The sequence below is a fragment of the Variovorax sp. genome, assembly GCF_965279555.1.
Classification (GTDB): domain Bacteria; phylum Pseudomonadota; class Gammaproteobacteria; order Burkholderiales; family Burkholderiaceae_C; genus Variovorax.
Map to the genome: position 1 here is coordinate 2,330,756 of NZ_OZ257247.1, position 15,962 is coordinate 2,346,717.

Sequence of the window (15,962 nt, forward strand, 5' to 3'; positions counted from 1 at the left end):
AGATGATGATCCGCGCGATCCTGCGTTTCTCCGGCCGCCTGCTGCTGTCGCTGGCCGTGGTGCTCACGGCGCTGTGGGCCTGCCTTGCGCTCTGGTTCCAGTTGCCGGGGCCCGCGTTCGTGAAGGTCGGCGCCGGCGTGCTGTGGGCCGGCTTCGGCCTTGCCGCCATCGCGCTGCTGTGGCGCGGCAGGGCCGGGCGCGCCCTGCTCTCCTACGTCGTGGGCTTCGCGATGCTGCTCGCATGGTGGGGCACCATCCTGCCTTCGCAAGACCGTGTGTGGGCCGACGACGTGTCGCGCCAGCTGCGCGCGCGCGTGGACGGCAGCATCGTCACCATGGAGAACGTGCGCAACTTCGAATGGCGCAGCGACACCGACTACACGCAGCGCTGGGAAACGCGCCGCTACGACCTCGACCGCCTGCGCACGGTCGACGTGTCGCTCTCCTACTGGACCGGCCCCGCCATCGCGCACACGCTGGTGTCCTTCGGCTTCGACGACGGCAAGTTCGTCACCTTCTCCATCGAAATCCGCAAGGAGCGTGGCGAGAGCTTCTCGTCGGTCGGCGGCTTCTTCAGGCAGTTCGAGACCAGCCTGGTCGCGGCCGACGAGCACGACATCCTGCGCGTGCGTACCAACGTGCGCGGCGAAGACGTCTACATGTACCGCGTGCGCCTGCCGCAGCCCGAGATGCGCTCGCTGTTCCTCGCCTACCTGGGCGAGGCCGACGCGCTGGTGCGCGCGCCCAGCTTCTACAACACGCTCACGGCCAACTGCACCACCATCGTCTATGCGCTGGCCAAGCGCATCGTGCCCGGCCTGCCGATGGACTACCGCCTGCTCGCATCGGGCTACCTGCCCGACTACCTGTACGACGTGGGCGGCCTCACGCCGGGCTACGACATGCAGGCACTGCGAGCCGCCGGGCGAATCACCGAGCGCGCCATCGCCACCGACAAAACGCCCGGCGCCGATTTCTCGCAGGCCATCCGGCAAGGCCTGCCGGGCGCAGCGCTGAAAGCGGCGCCATGATGCGCGCGCCTTTTCATCTGCTCGCGGCCCTGCTGTGCGCAACGGTGCTGGCGGCCGGCTGCGCGGGCGTGAAGGTCGGCTCCATCTCGCCAGCCGAATACCTCGCGCAGCGCCGCGGCGACATTCTCACCACCGGCAAGCTCAGCACCTCCGCGCAGGAAGTGCTGCGCGTGATCGGCTCCGACGCCGACCTGTGCCGCCGCGACGGCCAGGCCTGCCGCCAGGCCCTGGCCGACTCTGCGGGCATCACCGACGAGCAGCGGCTGTCGGCGCTGTCGGAGGTGTGGCTGCAGGTGGCGCTGTCGGCCGACAAGGGCGGCACGACCGATGGGCCGTCGGCCGACAAGGCCATCGACGCATGGCTGGAAACCGCCCGCCATGCCTATGCCTACCTGTTCTTCACAGAGCGCAATCCGCGCGACCGGGCCTTCGAGGACCGGCAGACGCAGGTGCGCGACTACTACAACTATGCGGTGCAGCAGGCCATCACCGGCCTGTACAGCAGCTACCAGAAGAACAACCGGCGCGAGCGCGACAGCACCCGTCCACCCACCATTCCGCAGGTGGGCGACTGGCACATCGACAGCGACGTGTCGGCGTTGCAGCTGCCACCTGGCGCGGCGCTCCCGCAAGAACTGATTCCCGCCGCCTCGCTCACCTTCTCGGGCCTGCGCAACATCTACCGGCGCGATGGCTTCGGCGCCGAACTGGTGGCCATGACCGACGAGCCCACCCTTGGCGCCAACGCGCCGCCCTACCGCGAGACGCCCTTCCCCGCGCTCACCGCGTTGCTCAAGTTCGACGGCGCCGACCTGCGGCAGGTGCTGGCCACGCGCGACCTGCGCATCGTGGTGTTCGACCCCTACCGCACGTCGAGCGTGCAACTCGGCGGGCAGGAGATTCCGCTGGCCGCCAACTTCACCTCCGGCTACGGCCTGTGGCTCGCGCGCTCCGACTTCGCGCTGCAGGCGCTGCGCAGCCTCTTCGGCAGCGCCGACGGGCTCACCAGGCCGCGCATCTACCTGATGCAGCCCTACGACCCGAACCGCCGCACGATCATCATGCTGCACGGCCTGGCCAGCAGCCCCGAGGCATGGATCAACGTCGCCAATGAAGTGCTAGGCGACGAAACGCTGCGCCGCAGCTACCAGGTCTGGCAGGTGTATTACCCGACCAATGCGCCGCTGCCGCTCAACAACCTCGCCATCCGCGAAGCTGTGGAGCAGACCATTGCGCACTTCGACCCCACGGGCAAGGCACGCGCGTCCAACGACATCACGCTGATCGGCCACAGCATGGGCGGCGTGCTGTCGCGGCTGATGGTTTCGTCATCGGAAGACAAGCTGTGGGAGGCCCTGCTTGCAAGCTACCCGATGCAGGGCGCGCAGCAGCAGCGCATCGAGCAGCGGCTCGCGCCGTACCTGCGCTTCGAGCCCTTGCCGCAGGTCAGCGACGCCATCTTCATCGCGTCGCCGCACCGCGGCACCGACTTTGCCAACAACCGCATTTCGCGCTGGGTGGCCAACCTCGTCACGCTGCCGGTCACCATGCTGGGACAGCTGAGCGACATCTCGCGCGAGTTGATCCGCATCGCACCGGGCAAGCAGGACCTGGGGCCGCTGCGCATCCCGAACAGCATCGACAACCTCAGCGATCGCGATCCCTTCGTGCGGCTGTCGTCGGGCCTGCCGATGAATCCGCGCGTGCGCTATCACTCGATCATCGGCAACGACACGCCGGGCGTGCCGCTCGCCGAGTCGAGCGACGGCATCGTGCCGTACGAGAGCGCGCACCTCGATGGAGCGGCGTCGGAGCTGGTGATTTCGTCGCAGCACAGCGTGCAGGAGAACCCGCTGGCCATCCTGGAGATCCGGCGGATTCTCAAGGAGCAGTTGCGCATGGAGCCCGCAACCGCACGCTGAATCGCGTGCCCTTTGCTGATTGCGCGCGGATGTGATGAAGAACACATCCGCGCCGCGAAACAGGCTGCGCGCGGCGGCCTTAATTAATACGATGGGCTTCGCTTTGATTGGCGCGTGAACCGGCTCCCGGATTCACCGCTTGCATCGAATCGACTTGCTTCAAGATGCCGCCCTCTCCTTCTTCCGAAACCGTTGTCGCACACAGGCCGCCGCCATCCGAACTCCATCTGGTGACCGACCACGACGAATCCGATGCGCGCACCGCCAATGCAGCGGCGGTCGCGAGCGCGTTGTGCCATCTGTTCACGAAGGCCAGCGAGCCGGAACTCGCGTCGCTGCTGCGCTCCATCGAACAAGGCGATGCATCGGCCGCGGCGCGGCTGGCGCACGAGATCCTCAGGCCCATCGCGTTTCCCTCGCAGGCGCCGCCCGCCACAGTGGATGCTGACGTGGAGGCCATGCAGCACTTCGCGCCCGTGGAGACGAACGCGCTGCTGTCGTCGCGCGAACTCAAGGTGCTGTGGCTCATCTCGCGCGGCTGGAGCAACCGCGAGATCGCCGAGGCCACGCATCGCTCCATCAACACCATCGAGGCGCAGCTCAAGAGCATGTATCGGAAGCTGGGCGTGAAGTCGCGCACCCAGGCGATCCGCGAGGCAATGAAGCATGGCCTGCTGATCTGGCGCTCCAACAGCGGCGACCCGTCGGCCATGGCGATGAACGACGCAGGCCCGGTCGGCTTGCGGGCCTGAAGGCCGCGCTAAGATGCGGGCCGCGGTTGCAAGCCGCGCCCGGGCCCGCGGGAAGGGTTGAACCCACTTGCCTCCATGTGTTGCTGATTCATCAGCCTTTTGTGCAGCCGGAATTGCGGGTCCTCGGCGTCCGATGCACGGAGGTTTTCATGAAGCGCATTCCCGCACGGCCCGACCTGGGCCACCTGAAGAAGCAAGCCAAGGAGCTGCTTGCTCTCTACCGGGGCAACGACCCCACCGCCACCACCCGATTCCGCGATGCACTGCCGGCCGCCGCAGGCAAAGGCGACATGGCGATCGCCTCGCTCGGCCTTCGCCTGCATGACGCGCAGTCATGCATCGCGCGCGAATACGGTTTTGCCTCCTGGGCCGATCTGCAGGGCTTCGTGCTCGCGCGCAAGGCGCAGGCGGACGATCCGGCGAAGACCGTGCTGCATTGGCTGCGCTGCGTGTATGCAGGCGACATTGCCGGCGGCGCGGACCGTTCGAGGCCCTCAGTCGCCGTTCGCCTGCTGGAAGAAAGCCCCGGGCTGCTTGGCGATGACCCCTACCTCGCATGCGCCATCGGCGATGAAGCCGTTGTGCGCCGCGCGACGGCGCAAGACCCGGACTGGATTCACCGGCCGGGCGGACCTCTCAAGCTGCCGCCGCTCGTCGCGGTCGCGCATTCCAGCCTGCTGACACTGCCGGCTTATCGCGAAGGCCTGCTGGCCTGCGCCCGGCTCCTGCTCGAAGCCGGTGCCGATGCCAACCAGTCGGTCGGCAACCGCTGGCCGCCGGCATCGCTCGAGGCGCCGGACGAGGACGAGCGCCTTTCCGCGCTCTACGGCGCCGCCGGCCAGAACCGCGACGCCGAACTCACCCGGATGCTGCTGCAGGCCGGCGCCGATCCGAACGACAACGAATCTCTCTATCACTCGCTGGAAAACGCGGCCTGCGTCGAGCTTCTGCTGAAGGCCGGCGCTCGCGTCACCGGCACGAACGCGCTGTATCGCGTGCTCGACCTCGATGCGCTCGAAGCCCTGCGGCTACTGCTCTTGCACGGCGGCGACGCCAACGAACCCGCCGGGAGTTCGCTCGCGTCCGACTGGGGCACACCGCTGCTGTGGGCCATCCGGCGCCGGCGCTCTCCTGCACACATCGAGGCCTTGCTGGCTGCGGGCGCAAACCCTTCCGCCACGACGCCGGACGGAACCAGCGCCTACACCATCGCCCTGCGCTTCGGGCTGCCGGAGGTTGCGCGGCTGCTGCAGCAGGCCGGCGGCGGCTCGGCGCTGCCGGAGACCGAAGTCTTCGTCGCCGCCTGCGCACGGGCCGACGGAGCGGCCGCGCGGCGGATGCTGGACAAGAACCCGAAGCTCATCGGCATGCTGTCCGAACGCCAGCTCCGGCTGCTGCCAGAACTCACGGCCCAGGGGAGCTGCAACGATGCGGTGAAGCTCATGGTCGAACTCGGCTGGCCGGTCGCCGTGCGCGCCGGCGACTGGGACGGCTCGGCCCTCAACCACGCTGTGTTTCGCGGCGACGCGGCGCTCGCCCGCTTCCTGCTCGAACACGGCTCCAGCTGGGAAGAACGGCACGGCTTCGACGACAACGCCTGCGGTTCGCTGTCATGGGCCTCGGTCAACGAGCCGGTCGAGGGCGGCGACTGGGTCGGCTGCGCCGAAGCGCTGGTCGCGCACGGCATGCCCGCGGCAAGGCCGGACCCTGCGGGCACTGACGGCGTGCTGATCGGTGCGCAGCGCTACCGGTTCTCGGAAGAGGTCACGGACTATCTGCTGGGCGCATCGCGGGGATAAGCGAGGCTCAGGCCTTGGGCGCCTTCGGGTCCAGCACGCCCGCAAACCACCGGAAGATGTTGCAGCGCTTGCTGTCGAGCCGTACGAACAGATAGCCGGACTCCGCATTGCCCAGCGCATCCACCGGAATCCCGGCGGAGCGCAGCGCCGCCATCTCCTCGTCAGGAGCGATGTCGAAAGGCAGCCTGAGCGTCACCGTGGCGGTGTGCATGAATCGCTTGACCATCTCACCGGCTCAGTGCTTCCCGGTCAAGGCGGCTTGCCCCTTGAGTGTCACGCGCATCACCGTGGCCTGGCCTGAATAGACGGTTCGTCCGCGCTGGTGCGCCACGGGCGGCAGTTCGGCTTCGATCAGGCCAGCATCGCGCAGCACGCCGCACTTCAGGATCTCATCCTGGTCGTCGATCTTCAGGGGAAGTTGCGCGCAGCACAGGCGGCCGAGCAGTTGCATGGGCATTTCAATCTCCCGGTATTCCCAAGGGGCTCATCGAGTGCATGTCGATGTCCTCCTGGATTGGGTGGCGGGCTTCCACGCTAAATGGAAAGAAGCACTGGCACCGTTCGCCAGCGCACCGACACGCCCCAAAAATGAATAATCGGCGTTCTGTACGCCACCGCACAGACACGCAGGGTCGCGCCGCAGAATCATGTGAACTTTGGAAGGCCGCTCCAGTCATGGCATTGTTCCCGCGTTCGTCCTCGCCGCCTGCCGCCACCGCGCGAAATGGCCTGCTGGAAGTCATCCCTCCCGACGTGATGGCCCGGATGAAGCCTTTCCTGGAACTGGTGCAGCTGAGCCTGGGAGAGGTGCTCTACGAGTCGGGCGCAGTTCAGCAGCACGTGTTCTTTCCAGTCGACTGCATCGTCTCGCTGCTGTATGTGCTGGAAAACGGGCAGTCCGCAGAAATCGCCGTCGTGGGCTTCGAGGGCATGGTGGGCGTGTCGCTGCTGATGGGCGGAGGCAGCACGCCCAACCGCGCGGTGGTGCAAAGTGCCGGCCGCGCCTTTCGCCTGGGCGCAACCCACATCAAGGAACTGACCGACAAGGGCGGCCCGCTGCTGCACCTGCTGCTGCGCTACACCCAGTCGCTCATTACGCAGATGTCGCAGACGGCGGTTTGCAACCGGCACCACTCGCTGGAGCAGCAACTGTGCCGCTGGCTGCTGCTGAGCCTGGACCGCCTGCCCGGCAACGAGCTGGTGATGACGCAGGAGCTCATCGCCAACATGCTTGGCGTGCGGCGTGAAGGGGTGACGGAGGCGGCGGGCAAGCTGCAGCGCCTGAACCTGATCAAGTACGCGCGCGGCCACATCACGGTGCTCGACCGCAGCGGGCTGGAGCGGCAGGTGTGCGAATGCTACGAAGTGGTCAAGCGCGAGACGGACCGGCTGCTGCCGCAGCTGCCAGCCACCTGAGCCTGCGTGCGCGCGTGGGTGCGGCGGCGCACAGAGAGCGGTGCATCCGCAGGCAAGAATGCATCGGCAGTCGCTTTGCAGCGCGTGCGCTCCTGGCTCTTTCCTCTTATCGACAGGCAGTTTCGTGACTTCTGATCCGTCGACCCCCGTGCTCAACCGGCTGCTCCAGGCCTTGCCGCCTTCGGACCGCGCGCGGCTGCTCGCGCGCTGCGACCACGTGCAGCTGGTGGCTGCGCAAGTGCTGTACGAGCCGGGTGACGCCATCCGGCACGTCCACTTCCCTACCACCGCCTTCGTGTCGCTGGTGTCCACGGCGGACGGCCACGACGGCCTGCAGACCGGCATGGTCGGCAATGAGGGTGTCCTTGGCTACGAGCTATCGCTGAACGCGCAGCGCGCACCGCTGCGCACCCTGGTGCAGGGAGACGGCCTGGCATGGCGGCTCTCGGCGAAGTCGTTCGAGCAGGAATTGGCGGGCAACACACCGCTCAAGCGCGTGCTCCATCGCTACGTGTGCGTGCTGCTGGCCGAATTCGGCCGCTCGGGGCTGTGCCATCAGTTCCACCAGATCGAGGAGCGCCTGGCGCGATGGCTGCTCACCACGCAAGACTGTGCGCATTCGGCGCACCTGGCGCTCACGCACGAGGTGCTGGGGCGCATGCTGGGCGTGCGGCGGGTCGGCATCACCAATGCTGCGACGGCGCTGCACACGCGCAGTCTCATCGACTACCGCCGCGGCGTCATCACCATCACCGACCGCCAGGGGCTGGAGAACGCAGCCTGCGACTGCTACCGCGCCAACCGGCGCAGCTACTCGGACCTGATCGCCTCAGGCTAGCCGACGACCAGTCAATCTACTGCGGCTCATCGTCCATAAGCGGTTGCGACTCTCTCGTCAGCGTCCTGGCCAGCAGCCGCAAGGTGCTCGCACAGGCTTCGGTGGCCTCGGAAAGAACGGCCCCGCGCCGGTAGGCCAGCCCCAGGTCCATCGAGGGCACCGCGCTCGACACCACCGTCCTGCGGATTCGCCCGCCGTCGTGAGACCAGGGGCGAAACACCAGATCGGACAGGATGGTCACGCCCACGTTCTGCGCGACGAGGCTGCGCACGGCCTCGATCGATTTGGTGCGGAACACGACCTTGGGCTTGAGCTTCATCGCGCCCCAGTAGCGGCCCACGGTATCCACGTGCTCGTCCATGTCCAGCAGCACGAAGGGCAGCTGCGCGATCTCACGCAGCGGCACCGACTTCTGCGCCACCAGCGGATGGTCGAACGACGTCCACAGGCGGCGCTGCGACTTCAGCAGGTTCTCGCGCCGGATGTCCGACGCGCGAGAGAGGTTCGACACCAGCACCACGGCCAGGTCGAACTCGCCGCTGCGCAGGCCGTCCTCGATCTCGAGCCGGTTGCGCTCCACGGGCTCGAACTCGACCAGCGGCAGTTGCCTGCGCATCGCGCCGATGATCTTCGGCAGCATGTATTCGGACACGGTGTCGGTGATGGCGATCTGCACTCGCCCCTCGACCGAAGACACCGAGTTGCGCGTTTCCTCCACCGCCGCCTCGAGCGTGTGCAGCATGTGCTCCGCGTGCCGAAGAAAACCCTCCCCCTGCACCGTGAGCCTCAGCCCGTCGGAGTGCCGCGTGAAGAGCTGCACCTTCAGAGTGGACTCCAGGTTCTTGAGCGAAGTGGTCAACGAGGGCTGGCTCACATAGCAGCGCTGGGCCGCGCGGGACACCTGCCCGGTGTGCGCGGCAGCCACGAAGTGCTGCAGCTGCTTGATGGTTATCGACATAGATGCGTCCTATATCGCTCTATTGAAAATAGAGATTATGAATTGTCGATGGTAGTTCCTAATATCCGGGCAACACGCCATGTCAGGCGTGTGACGAGGACGCCCACCGTTCCAGCAGTAGCAGGAAAAACTCATGCCATCGACATCACAGACTTCCGCCGGCACCGGCGCCCACGCTCGTATCCCCCAAGACGTTCCGGCCGATCCCGGGCTGTTGAGCCGCCTGGGCCTGCGCTTCACGGCCTGGGCCGAGCGCTGGTTTCCCGACGCCTTCGTGTTCGCGGCCATCGCCGTGGTGGTGGTCGCGGGCGCCGCGCTCCTGAACGGTTCCAGCCCGCAGGCGGTGGCCAAGTCCTTCGGCGACGGTTTCTGGAGCCTCATTGTTTTCACGATGCAGATGGCGCTGGTGGCCATCGGCGGCTACGTGGTGGCGACCTCGCCGCCGGCCGCACGGCTCATCCGCAAGCTGGCCGCGCTACCCGTGTCGGGGCGACAGGCCATCGCGTACGTGGCGGCGATCAGCATGATCCTGTCGCTCTTCAACTGGGGCATTTCGCTGATCTTCAGCGCGCTCTACGTGCGTGCGCTGGCCGGCCGCCTCGACCTGCGCATGGACTACCGTGCCGGCGGCGCTGCCGCCTACCTGGGCATGGGCGCGACCTGGGCGTTGGGTCTCAGTTCGTCGGCGGCGCAGTTGCAGGCCAACGCCAGCAGTCTGCCCAAGAGCATTCTCGACATCACCGGCGTGATTCCGTTCAGCCAGACCATCTTCCTGTGGCAGTCGGTCGTCATGGCGCTGGTGTTGATCGTCGTGTCGGTGGCCATCGCGCTGTGGTCGGCGCCCGACGCGAAGAACGCGGTCACGGCGCAGGACCTGGGCGTGGACCTCTCGGAAGCCAAGCCGGCCTCCCCCGAGTCCGCTGCACGCCGCCCCGGCGAGTGGTTCGAACGCAGCCCGTTGCTCACGCTGCTCCTGTGCGCGCTTGGCTTCGGCTGGCTGGCGCAGGAGTTCATGGCCAAGAGCCCGCTGATCGCGATCTCGGGCCTCAACACCTACAACCTGCTGTTCCTCATGATCGGGCTGCTGCTGCACTGGCGCCCACGCAGCTTTCTCGATGCGGTGTCGCGTTCGGTGCCGTCCACGGCGGGCGTGATCATCCAGTTCCCGCTGTACGGCGCCATCGCGGCCATGCTGACCGGCGCCAAGGGCGACGCAGGCATCACGCTGTCGGACCGCATCGCGCACCTGTTCGTGAGCATCTCCAACGTCGACAGCTTCGCGGTGGTGATGGGCGCGTATTCGGCCGTGCTGGGCTTCTTCATTCCCTCGGGCGGCGGCAAATGGATCATCGAGGCGCCCTACGTCATGCAGGCGGCCAATGACCTGAAGGTACACCTGGGCTGGGCCGTGCAGGTCTACAACGCGGCCGAGGCGCTGCCCAACCTTATCAACCCGTTCTGGATGCTGCCGCTGCTTGGCGTGCTGTCGCTGAAGGCACGCGACATCGTGGGCTTCACTTTCCTGCAATTGCTGGTGCACGCGCCGCTGGTGCTCTTCATGCTGTGGGTCTTCGGCCGCACGCTGAGCTATGTCGCGCCGGTGATTCCTTGAGTGCCTTGAGTCAGGCAGGCTCCGGATGCAAGTGACGACGACGGCGGCAACCCAAACTAGGCAGGGCTACTGCACGCTCTGCCGCTCGCGCTGCGGCACGCTCAACGAGGTGCGCGACGACATGCTGGTGTCGGTACGACCGGACCCCTCGCACCCTACCGGCCAGGCGATGTGCATGAAGGGCAAGGCCGCACCCGAGCTTGTGCACAGCCCGCACCGCCTGCGCTACCCGATGCGCCGCACCAGGCCCAAGACCGAAGCGGATCCGGGCTGGGTGCGCATCGGCTGGGACGAGGCGCTGGCCGAGACCGCGCAGCGCCTGGGCGCCATCAAGGCCGAGAGCGGCGCCGAGTCGGTGGTGTTCGCCGTGACCACGCCCAGCGGCACGCCGCTGACGGACAGCATCGACTGGATCGAGCGCTTCGTGCGCCTCTTCGGCAGCCCCAACATCTGCTACGCGACCGAGGTCTGCAACTGGCACAAGGACTTCGCGCACGCCTTCACCTTCGGCTGCGGCATGCCCGCGGCCGACTATGCGCAGGCCGAACTGATCGTGCTGTGGGGCCACAACCCCGCGAACACCTGGCTGGCACAGGCCAATGCCATCGGCCGGGGCCGCGCGAACGGGGCGAAGATGGTGGTGATCGATCCGCGCCCCACCGCGCTCGCGCGGCAGGCCGACACCTGGCTGCCCGTGCGGCCCGGCACCGATGCGGCACTGGCGCTGGGGCTGATCCACCTGCTGATCGCGGACGCGCGCTTCGACGAAGGTTTCGTGCGCGCCTGGACCAATGCCCCATTGCTGGTACGCGGCGACAACGGACACTTCCTGCGCGAGCAGGACCTGTGGCCCGATGCCGAGGGCAACCGCTTCGTGGCGTGGAACGACGCGCTGGACTGCGCGGTGCCCTACGACACGGCACAGGCCGCGCAAGCCCAGGACGCAGACCACTTCCGCCTGCGCGGCGCGGTCGAGATCGAAGCGGGCACACGTCTCCTGTCGTGTGCTCCGGCTTTCGAGCTGCTGGCCCAGGGCTGCGCCGCCTACACGCCGCGGGATGTCGAACGCATCACCGGCGTTGCTGAAGCCTCGCTGCGCGCGGTCGCAGACCTGTTCGGCACCTGCCGCCGCGTGGCCTATCACGCCTGGACCGGCATCGGCCAGCACACCAACGCCACACAAGCCGAACGCGCGGTCGCCACGCTGTATGCGCTGTGCGGCAGCTTCGACCGCATCGGGGCGAACCGCGTTCGCGTCGGTCCGGGCGTCAACGCCGTCAACTCGCTCTCACTGCTGCCCGACGCGCAGCGCGCCAAGGCGCTCGGTCTGGCGGAGCGCCCGATCGGTCCCCCAGCGCATGGCTGGGTGACGGCACGCGACACCTACCGCGCGATTCTCGAAGGCGAGCCTTACAAGGTGCGCGCGATGATGGCGTTCGGCACCAACCTGCCCGTGTCGCAGGCAGACACCGCGCTCGCGCACCGGGCGCTGTCGCAGCTCGAATTCCACGTGCACTGCGACTTGTTCGAGACACCCGCCGCCCGGTACGCCGACATCCTGCTGCCGGTCAATACGCCGTGGGAGCGCGAAGGCCTGCGCATCGGCTTCGAGATCGACGACCGCGCGGCCGGTTGGGTGCAGTTGCGCCAGCGCATGGTTGCGCCGCGCGGCGAATCGCGCTCGGACAACGATGTGGTCTTCGAACTGGCCACCCGCCTTGGCTTGGGTGACGGCTTCTTCGGCGGCAGCCTCGACGCCGGCTGGAACTACATGCTCGAGCCGCTCGGCCTCACGGTCGACCAGCTGCGCGCCCGACCCGGAGGCATTGCCTGCGCCATCGACGCGAGCGAGCAGAAATACGCCCGCGCCACGCCCACCGGCGTGCGCGGCTTCGACACCCCGACGCGCCGCGTCGAGCTCTACTCCGAAACCCTGCTGCGCCACGGCCAGCCGCCGGTCGCAACCTTCGCCGAACCGGCCGACACGCCGCGCGACGCCAAGGCCACGCGCCAGGGCCGCTTCCCCTATGTGCTGAGTTCGGCCAAGAACGGCTTCTATTGCCACAGCCAGCACCGCAGCCTGCCTTCACTGCGCAAGCGCGCGCCCGATCCGGTGGCCGAGTTGAGCCCCGCGCTGGCGGCTGCGAAAGGCATCGTGGACGGCGACTGGATGCGCATCCGCACGCGCGTGGGCGAGGCCCGCTTCGTCGCACGCGTCACGCCCCAACTGGCGGACGACGTCATCGTGGCCGAATTCGGCTGGTGGCAGGGCTGCCCCGAGCTCGACCGCGACGGCCTGCCGGTTGAAGGAACGCTGAGCAGCAACTTCAACGCGCTGATATCAGCCGACAGCTGCGACCCGGTGAGCGGTTCGGTGCCGCATCGCTCCTTTCTCTGCGACATCGAACGCGACCCGGCTACGGAAGCGCGGCAGCGCAAGTGGACCGGCTACCGTTCCTTCCGAATCAGCGAGCTGCGGCGCGAGGCCGACGGTGTGCTGGGCATCCACTTCGAGCCGGTCGATGGCGGCGAACTGCCAGACTACCGCCCCGGGCAGCACGTCGAAATGCAGTTGCATCTGGACGACGGCACGCAAGTCGCACGCGCCTACTCGCTCACGGGCGCGGCCGAGGTGCCTGGGCGGCGCAGCTACAGCGTGGCCGTTCGCCACCAGCGCGGCTGCTCGGCCGACGGCACGCCGCACGAGGGGCGCGTGTCGAGCCACCTGCATCGCGCGCTGAAGGTCGGCGACACCCTGGCGCTGCGTGCGCCGTCGGGCGGCTTCGTGCTGCCGCGCCACTCGCCGCAACCGCTGGTTTTCTTCGCGGGCGGCATCGGCATCACGCCCTTCATCAGCCTGCTCGAATCGTTGCCCGACGGCGCGCAGGGGCCGGCCATCTGGCTTTATTACGCCAACCAGAACGGTACGACCCACGCCTTTCGCGAGCGTATTGCGCAGCACCGCGCACGGCTGCCGCAGTTGCGGGTCGTCGACCACTACAACGCACCGCAGCCGCGGGAGCGCCAGGGCATCGACTACCAGTCGGACCGCTACATCGACGCGAGCGTGGTGGACGACGCGCTGATCGCGCAGCGCGCCCGCTTCTATATGTGCGGACCGCCCGCCATGATGGACGCCGTGACCGCCGGACTGGTGGCGCGGGGCGTTCCGCGCTTCGACATCTTCAGCGAGGTATTCCGCTCGCCCGCCGCGCCGCCCACCGACGGTGACCAGCGCTTCACAGTCAGCTTCGCGCGCTCGGGCCACGCCCCCGCGACTTGGACGCCCAGGCAGGGCACGCTGCTGACCTTGGGCGAATCGCTCGGCCTGCAGATGGCCAGCGGCTGCCGCGTGGGCCAATGCGAGAGCTGTGCCGTGCGCCTGCTGGCCGGCAAGGTCCGTCACCTGCACGGCAGCGAGCCTGAAGACCCGGCCATGTGCCTGACCTGCCAGGCCGTTCCCCTCGAAGACGTAGTGCTCGATGCATGACTGCCGGCACTTCCATCCACTCGATTCCATCCTCAACCCTATGAAAATCATCGATACGGAAAGCACCCGCCGTGCCCTGCCCTTCGACCGCCTGATCCCGGCACTTCGGGAGATGTTCGTCACTGGCTGCGAGGTGCCTTTGCGGCACACGCATTCGCTCCAGGCCGAGGCGGACGGCCCGCCCCGCACCGTGCTGGTCATGCCGGCGTGGCAGCACGACCGCTACCTGGGCATCAAGACCGTGACCATCTTCCCGGACAACGCGCAGCGCGGCCTGCCCGGGTTGTTCTCGACCTATGTGCTGTACGACGCAAGCACGGGCGAGCCGCTGGCGCAGATCGACGGCAACGAGATCACTTCGCGGCGCACCGCTGCCGCATCGGCGCTGGCCGCTTCTTATCTCGCACCAGCCGATGCGCGCAGCCTGCTGGTCGTGGGCTGCGGGCGTGTCGGCAGTCTCATTCCCGACGCCTATCGGGTCGTGCGCCCCATCGAACGCGTAGTGGTGTGGGACCGCGACGAACATACGGCGAAGGCGCTGGCTGCGCGGCTGTGCGCGCAGGACATCGAGGCGACCGTCGCGCCTGACCTGGCCAAGGCGGTGAACGAAGTCGACGTCGTGAGCTGCGCCACGCTCGCCACGCAGCCGCTGGTGCAGGGCGCGTGGCTGCGGCCGCGCAGCCACCTCGACCTGATCGGCAGCTTCACGCCTCAAATGCGTGAAGCCGACGATGCCTGCTTTGCCGGTGCACGCCTGTTTGTCGATACGCAGGAAGCGTTGCAGAAGAGCGGCGAACTGCTCGGGCCCATGTCGCGCGGCGTATTCGCCGCCGCAGACGTGGCGGGGGAGCTGGCCGATCTTGCCGCGGGCAGGATTCAGGGGCGAGCCGAGCGTGACGGGCGGACCGTCTTCAAGGCTGTGGGTACCGCGCTGGAAGACTTGGCTGCCGCAGTGTTGATCTACGAAGCTTCCGATTCGAACTGAGGCGCCTGGCGCCGCATCGCTCCAGGACCTGTTCAGCCTTGGGCGCTGCGCATGTCGTGCTCGCGCAGCATCACGGGCTCCATGAAGCCCTGGGCCAGCCGCCGGCGCACGGCCGCCTCGATCTCCGGCACATGCTGCCCGAAGGTTTCAAGCGAATCGGCGCCCTCCGCGGTGCGGAAGTGGTAGCGCAGCGCCTCCCTCCCGATGCTCGCGCTGACGGCGTTGCCGCCGTCCACCGCCACCCAGAAGCGGACGGTGCCGGAGGCGTCATGAAAGTAGGGAGCATCGGACATCTTGGAGATCTTTCTGGGAAGCAGTCATGGCGCACGGGCCTCAGGAGCAAGCCGGGGCGTGGCGCACTGTGGCAGGTCTCCGGACTCGCGTCTGTGCGGTAGCGCTCCGAAGTGCCGGTTTCTGCCTGCCCTGCGGCGGCCTTCAGCTGAAGATCTTGTAGAACGCCGAGGGCCGCGTGCACCACGTCTTTGTGCCGCTGCTGCTGCCGCGCGCTTTCGGCGCGAAGCGCCCGGTGCAGGAAGTCGAGGTCCGATGCGCAATCCAGCACAACCTGCCGGAGCCTGAAAGCACTCTCGGCGGAAGCGTCGGCCGCCCCCGCGCGCATGCTCGAACGCAACCGCGCGGTATGGGCGATGGGCCGGCCGGCAGTGATCAGGCCTTGCCGTGCTGGTTGGGGTTGCTCTTCTGCTGTTCGGGCTTGTGCTGCGGCTGCCCTTGCTGGTGCTGCTTGCCCGGTTGGGCTTGGTCCTGCTGCTTTTGCGGCTGCTGGGCGGGCTTCTTGTCTGTTTGGTTGGACATGGCGATTTCCGGTGGCGCAGACGATGTTGACTGCCCATGCATTGAGCGCCGCGAGAGGTCCATGCCTGTAGGCGCTCGCCGGCCATCACGGTAGGCAAGCGAGAAGAACTCACCACGAATGCGGCAGCAGCGCCAGCACCGCAGCCGCCCGCAGCCGGCGCATTGCGCGCACAGGCAGGTAGCCGTGCGGAGCGCGTCGCGCCAGGGCACGCGGCGAACTCGCGGGAATGCACCAGGCCTTGACCGTCAGGTCGAGAACACGCCGCGCCTGGGCGGCCGGGGAAACATAGTGGGTGCGCAATTGCATGGTGCAGAGAATCGAATGAGAGCCTGGGCTCGATTCTGC

At 67.7% G+C, this 15,962-nt stretch carries 15 protein-coding genes; 9 read left to right on the plus strand and 6 right to left on the minus strand.

The window, feature by feature from the left end:
• Positions 1 to 5 precede the first annotated feature (5 nt).
• The 4 genes from ACQY8B_RS11130 (at position 6) to ACQY8B_RS11145 (ending at position 5,504) form a co-directional block, all read left to right on the plus strand.
• Positions 6 to 1,031, plus strand: coding sequence for a DUF4105 domain-containing protein (locus ACQY8B_RS11130; protein ID WP_422089179.1), 1,026 nt, complete (start codon positions 6 to 8; stop codon positions 1,029 to 1,031).
• A complete protein-coding gene (locus ACQY8B_RS11135) occupies positions 1,028 to 2,953 on the plus strand; it encodes an esterase/lipase family protein (RefSeq protein WP_422086765.1) in 1,926 nt (641 codons plus the stop codon). The genes ACQY8B_RS11130 and ACQY8B_RS11135 overlap by 4 nt, the downstream gene beginning before the upstream one ends.
• Before the next feature lie 230 nt (positions 2,954 to 3,183).
• The gene (locus ACQY8B_RS11140) at positions 3,184 to 3,705 is read left to right on the plus strand and encodes a response regulator transcription factor (protein ID WP_422086766.1); all 522 of its coding nucleotides are present in this window, start codon (positions 3,184 to 3,186) and stop codon (positions 3,703 to 3,705) included.
• A 149-nt stretch (positions 3,706 to 3,854) separates the two neighbouring features.
• Positions 3,855 to 5,504, plus strand: coding sequence for an ankyrin repeat domain-containing protein (locus ACQY8B_RS11145; RefSeq protein ID WP_422086767.1), 1,650 nt, complete (start codon positions 3,855 to 3,857; stop codon positions 5,502 to 5,504).
• A 7-nt stretch (positions 5,505 to 5,511) separates the two neighbouring features.
• On the opposite strand, the gene ACQY8B_RS11150 is transcribed toward ACQY8B_RS11145, so the two are convergent.
• Positions 5,512 to 5,730 (minus strand): hypothetical protein, encoded by a 219-nt coding sequence (locus ACQY8B_RS11150; protein WP_422086768.1) that lies wholly within the window; start codon positions 5,728 to 5,730, stop codon positions 5,512 to 5,514.
• Positions 5,731 to 5,739: 9 nt separating this feature from the next.
• Positions 5,740 to 5,955, minus strand: coding sequence for a hypothetical protein (locus tag ACQY8B_RS11155; RefSeq protein ID WP_428745021.1), 216 nt, complete (start codon positions 5,953 to 5,955; stop codon positions 5,740 to 5,742).
• A 224-nt stretch (positions 5,956 to 6,179) separates the two neighbouring features.
• Between ACQY8B_RS11155 and ACQY8B_RS11160 the strand changes: the two genes are divergently transcribed.
• Together ACQY8B_RS11160 and ACQY8B_RS11165 are read left to right on the plus strand one after the other, a co-directional pair.
• Positions 6,180 to 6,920 carry a Crp/Fnr family transcriptional regulator gene (locus ACQY8B_RS11160; protein ID WP_422086770.1) on the plus strand — a complete coding sequence of 247 codons (741 nt, stop codon included), beginning with the start codon at positions 6,180 to 6,182 and terminating at the stop codon, positions 6,918 to 6,920.
• 124 nt (positions 6,921 to 7,044) lie between these two features.
• Positions 7,045 to 7,758, plus strand: coding sequence for a Crp/Fnr family transcriptional regulator (locus tag ACQY8B_RS11165; protein ID WP_422086771.1), 714 nt, complete (start codon positions 7,045 to 7,047; stop codon positions 7,756 to 7,758).
• Between the two features lie 16 nt (positions 7,759 to 7,774).
• Here the strand turns inward: ACQY8B_RS11165 and ACQY8B_RS11170 are convergent, their stop codons facing one another.
• Positions 7,775 to 8,716 carry a LysR family transcriptional regulator gene (locus ACQY8B_RS11170; RefSeq protein ID WP_422086772.1) on the minus strand — a complete coding sequence of 314 codons (942 nt, stop codon included), beginning with the start codon at positions 8,714 to 8,716 and terminating at the stop codon, positions 7,775 to 7,777.
• 133 nt (positions 8,717 to 8,849) lie between these two features.
• On the opposite strand from ACQY8B_RS11170, the gene ACQY8B_RS11175 reads away from it, so the two are divergent.
• The 3 genes from ACQY8B_RS11175 to ACQY8B_RS11185 are packed head-to-tail and all read left to right on the plus strand — an operon-like array spanning position 8,850 to position 14,803.
• The gene (locus ACQY8B_RS11175; RefSeq protein WP_422086773.1) at positions 8,850 to 10,328 is read left to right on the plus strand and encodes a short-chain fatty acid transporter; all 1,479 of its coding nucleotides are present in this window, start codon (positions 8,850 to 8,852) and stop codon (positions 10,326 to 10,328) included.
• 25 nt (positions 10,329 to 10,353) lie between these two features.
• The gene (locus ACQY8B_RS11180; RefSeq protein ID WP_422086774.1) at positions 10,354 to 13,818 is read left to right on the plus strand and encodes a molybdopterin-dependent oxidoreductase; all 3,465 of its coding nucleotides are present in this window, start codon (positions 10,354 to 10,356) and stop codon (positions 13,816 to 13,818) included.
• Positions 13,819 to 13,858: 40 nt separating this feature from the next.
• Entirely contained in the window at positions 13,859 to 14,803 is a 945-nt protein-coding gene (locus tag ACQY8B_RS11185) for an ornithine cyclodeaminase family protein (protein WP_422086775.1), read from the plus strand.
• 32 nt (positions 14,804 to 14,835) lie between these two features.
• Here ACQY8B_RS11185 and ACQY8B_RS11190 read toward each other — a convergent pair whose 3' ends face one another.
• The 3 genes from ACQY8B_RS11190 to ACQY8B_RS11200 form a co-directional block, all read right to left on the minus strand.
• Complete coding sequence (locus tag ACQY8B_RS11190) at positions 14,836 to 15,096, minus strand: DUF1488 family protein (protein WP_422086776.1); 261 nt, start codon at positions 15,094 to 15,096, stop codon at positions 14,836 to 14,838.
• Positions 15,097 to 15,469: 373 nt separating this feature from the next.
• Positions 15,470 to 15,616 (minus strand): hypothetical protein, encoded by a 147-nt coding sequence (locus ACQY8B_RS11195; protein ID WP_422086777.1) that lies wholly within the window; start codon positions 15,614 to 15,616, stop codon positions 15,470 to 15,472.
• A gap of 109 nt (positions 15,617 to 15,725) precedes the next feature.
• A complete protein-coding gene (locus ACQY8B_RS11200; protein WP_422086778.1) occupies positions 15,726 to 15,923 on the minus strand; it encodes a hypothetical protein in 198 nt (65 codons plus the stop codon).
• Positions 15,924 to 15,962: the final 39 nt, after the last annotated feature.

Coding starts and splice junctions, on each gene's coding strand:
- ACQY8B_RS11180 (WP_422086774.1), top strand. CDS start 10,354: ATGCAAGTGACGACGACGGCGGCAACCCAAACTAGGCAGGGCTACTGC.
- ACQY8B_RS11190 (WP_422086776.1), bottom strand. CDS start 15,096: ATGTCCGATGCTCCCTACTTTCATGACGCCTCCGGCACCGTCCGCTTC.
- ACQY8B_RS11135 (WP_422086765.1), top strand. CDS start 1,028: ATGATGCGCGCGCCTTTTCATCTGCTCGCGGCCCTGCTGTGCGCAACG.
- ACQY8B_RS11130 (WP_422089179.1), top strand. CDS start 6: ATGATCCGCGCGATCCTGCGTTTCTCCGGCCGCCTGCTGCTGTCGCTG.
- ACQY8B_RS11160 (WP_422086770.1), top strand. CDS start 6,180: ATGGCATTGTTCCCGCGTTCGTCCTCGCCGCCTGCCGCCACCGCGCGA.
- ACQY8B_RS11200 (WP_422086778.1), bottom strand. CDS start 15,923: ATGCAATTGCGCACCCACTATGTTTCCCCGGCCGCCCAGGCGCGGCGT.
- ACQY8B_RS11175 (WP_422086773.1), top strand. CDS start 8,850: ATGCCATCGACATCACAGACTTCCGCCGGCACCGGCGCCCACGCTCGT.
- ACQY8B_RS11150 (WP_422086768.1), bottom strand. CDS start 5,730: ATGGTCAAGCGATTCATGCACACCGCCACGGTGACGCTCAGGCTGCCT.
- ACQY8B_RS11195 (WP_422086777.1), bottom strand. CDS start 15,616: ATGTCCAACCAAACAGACAAGAAGCCCGCCCAGCAGCCGCAAAAGCAG.
- ACQY8B_RS11145 (WP_422086767.1), top strand. CDS start 3,855: ATGAAGCGCATTCCCGCACGGCCCGACCTGGGCCACCTGAAGAAGCAA.
- ACQY8B_RS11185 (WP_422086775.1), top strand. CDS start 13,859: ATGAAAATCATCGATACGGAAAGCACCCGCCGTGCCCTGCCCTTCGAC.
- ACQY8B_RS11155 (WP_428745021.1), bottom strand. CDS start 5,955: ATGCAACTGCTCGGCCGCCTGTGCTGCGCGCAACTTCCCCTGAAGATC.
- ACQY8B_RS11170 (WP_422086772.1), bottom strand. CDS start 8,716: ATGTCGATAACCATCAAGCAGCTGCAGCACTTCGTGGCTGCCGCGCAC.